At 40.3% G+C, this 2,723-nt stretch carries 3 protein-coding genes; 2 read left to right on the top strand and 1 reads right to left on the bottom strand.

What is annotated here, in order from left to right; translation table 11 throughout:
• The coding region (locus Q1A47_RS20310) for a hypothetical protein (RefSeq protein WP_299632738.1) at positions 1–184 on the top strand (184 nt) is incomplete at its 5' end.
• Between the two features lie 11 nt (positions 185–195).
• Positions 196–387, top strand: coding sequence for a hypothetical protein (locus tag Q1A47_RS20305; protein WP_299632737.1), 192 nt, complete (start codon positions 196–198; stop codon positions 385–387).
• A gap of 465 nt (positions 388–852) precedes the next feature.
• Here the strand turns inward: Q1A47_RS20305 and Q1A47_RS20300 are convergent, their stop codons facing one another.
• Positions 853–2,376: an AbgT family transporter gene (locus tag Q1A47_RS20300; RefSeq protein WP_166530754.1), complete on the bottom strand. Its 1,524-nt coding sequence runs from the start codon at positions 2,374–2,376 to the stop codon at positions 853–855.
• Positions 2,377–2,723: the final 347 nt, after the last annotated feature.

The raw sequence follows: 2,723 nt of genomic DNA, 5'->3' as shown, positions 1-2,723 counted from the left end.
GCTTACTGCCAGTTATATGCGGGATAAAGTGAAACTTCCATCCGTGAGGAGTGTGTTTATCCCCCACGGATGGTTAGACGAACCAATCGGACATTTACTGGCAGTTGAACCCACAATTAGCTATAATGGTTTCTCTTCACTGCTTGAGGGGGGCTTACTGCCAGTTATATGCGGGATAAAGTGAAACTTCCATCCGTGAGGAGTGTGTTTATCCCCCACGGATGGTTAGGTGAACCAATCGGACATTTACTGGCAGTTGAACCCACAATTAGCTATAATGGTTTCTCTTCACTGCTTGAGGGGGGCTTACTGCCAGTTATATGCGGGATAAATTTCGAACGCCAACACACCCAAAAACAGCATAAAGGATTTTGGATGTGCGAGTAACGTGTAAAAATAGATTATTCATAAAGGACACTGTTTTCGTTATCTGGAATGGAAGGCGGTCGACACCAGCGGGAAAAGCACGAGGTGAAGACACCGTAAGCGAGCGCACTTTGCGAGTGCGAAGACTGAGACCGTGCCCGCGGTAAGCGTACCGCCTGAAGTGTAAGATAACAAGGGCATACCGCTCGCCGTTCTCCATCCCTATTGAATACTATTTCTTAGTTAGTCGGCACTAAATTTATACAGGATAACATTCATGACCAACGTCATTTAACAAAGAGCCAATTTGCAAAACTATTTTTTACCTAAAAAAGAGCGCAAACGCCCGATTAGAAGCGTAGCGACTGGAGTTGCACGCAGCTCAACAAGCGCATATTTATCCACATGGGCAAATTTTGCAATTTCCTAAACTATAAAAAAATCGAGTATTATACCTTTAACAGGCTATACTCGATTTTAAAGACCTTAGTTATACAATATTGGTGCACCTGGTCCAAGCTCGATACCAAGCAGCATCCACACGACAAGCATAATCGTCCATCCAATAAGGAAGAAAATGGAATACGGTAGCATCGTTGAAATTAACGTACCAATTCCCATTTTTTTATCATATTTTTGTGCGAACGCAATAATAATTGCAAAGTAAGTCATCAGTGGAGAAATAATATTCGTTGAAGAATCTGCAATACGATACGCCATTTGTGTTAACTCTGGCGAATAGCCTAGTTGCATCATAATTGGTACGAAGATCGGAGCCATCATCGCCCATTTTGCCGAGGCACTACCAATAAAGATATTAATAAAGGCTGCCAATACGATAAATACGAGCACCAATGGGATTCCTGTTAAATTAATATTTTGTAAAAACTCTGCACCATATACGCCTAGCACTAACCCCATGTTAGATTCATTAAAATATGCAACAAACTGTCCCGCGGTAAAAGCTAATACGATAAACATGCCCATGGAAGCCATTGTACCTGACAATTGCCCAGCTACATCTTTATCATTTTTAATTGCTTTTGTTACCTTCCCGTACACGAGACCAGGAATAAAGAAGAGAATAGCAATAATTGGTACCAATGAATCCATAAATGGTGAATCAATAATTGGCTGATCACCTGTTCCACGCATAGGAGCTCCTTCAGGTACGATGAGTAAGGCGGTTAAAATGACAGCAATAATAATCGATACAACAGACCAAATTAATCCTTTTTTCTCTATACTGGTTAGCTTCTCAATCTTCTCTCGATACTCCCCTTTGTATTCTCCTAAACGGGGCTCTACAACACGTTCCGTAACCCATGTACCAATAATGGTAAGCACAAAAACGGATACAATGATAAACCACCAGTTCATGGCAATACTCATTGACTCTGCATAAGCTGGATCAATGACAGCAGCACCGGCAATCGTTAACTCTCCGAGTAAAGCATCTGTTCCCGATAAAAATAAATTTGCACTAAATCCGCCAGATACTCCCGCGAAAGCTGCTGCCAGACCGGCTAATGGATGACGACCAATTGCCGCAAATAATAATGCACCAAGCGGTGGTAATACGACATATCCAGCATCCGATGCTACGCTTGACATGATCCCAGCAAACACCAAACCTAATGTTATAAAACGATTCGGTACGGACAGGACAAACCCACGAAGCAATGCACTAATGAGACCAGAGCGTTCTGCAATTCCAATACCTAACATGGTAACTAATACTACTCCAAGTGGGGCAAACCCAATGAAGTTATCCGTCATGCTAGTGAAAATATATTGTATCCCTTCCGCATTTAGCAAATTTTTAATTTCTACCATCTTCCCCTCTTCTCCAGGATGCTCTACACTAATTCCTAGAGGAGAAAGAGCTGCTGATAATAGCAATACAATTAATGCCAATATTGCGAATAATGTAACTGGGTGTGGTAACTTATTTCCAACTACTTCAATGCCATCCAACGAGCGTTGGAATACACCTTTCTTCTTCCCCATATCATTTCTCCTTTCTCTTGTTGTCAAATGGGTAATATTCTGAAAATAAACCTAAAATGTAAGCGCATGTAATCCATTATATAAGGCATATCCATAAATGGAAATAGAAACAAAATAAGTAAAAATAATAATATTTTTCCCAATATTATTCCAATTAAAAAAGATATTTGTGCCAATACTACTACATGAAGGCTAATATCGCTATGATCACCTTCACCAATTGATACATATATGCTCCATAAATAGACTTAAGACAGATTAAAAAAAACGGAGCAAAATTCGCTCAGTCCGTATCACTAAATGCTCAGATTTACGCTTCCTCTAGTAGCTATTATGGAATAATAGCT

This window comes from uncultured Virgibacillus sp., assembly GCF_947495635.1.
Classification (GTDB): domain Bacteria; phylum Bacillota; class Bacilli; order Bacillales; family Amphibacillaceae; genus Virgibacillus; species Virgibacillus salarius.
Note: the sequence above shows the minus strand (reverse complement) of the source record. Positions and strands in the feature narration are given on the sequence as shown.

What these genes read in the sequence shown, in the direction of transcription:
- Q1A47_RS20300 (WP_166530754.1), bottom strand. Translation starts at nt 2,376, where the DNA reads ATGGGGAAGAAGAAAGGTGTATTCCAACGCTCGTTGGATGGCATTGAA.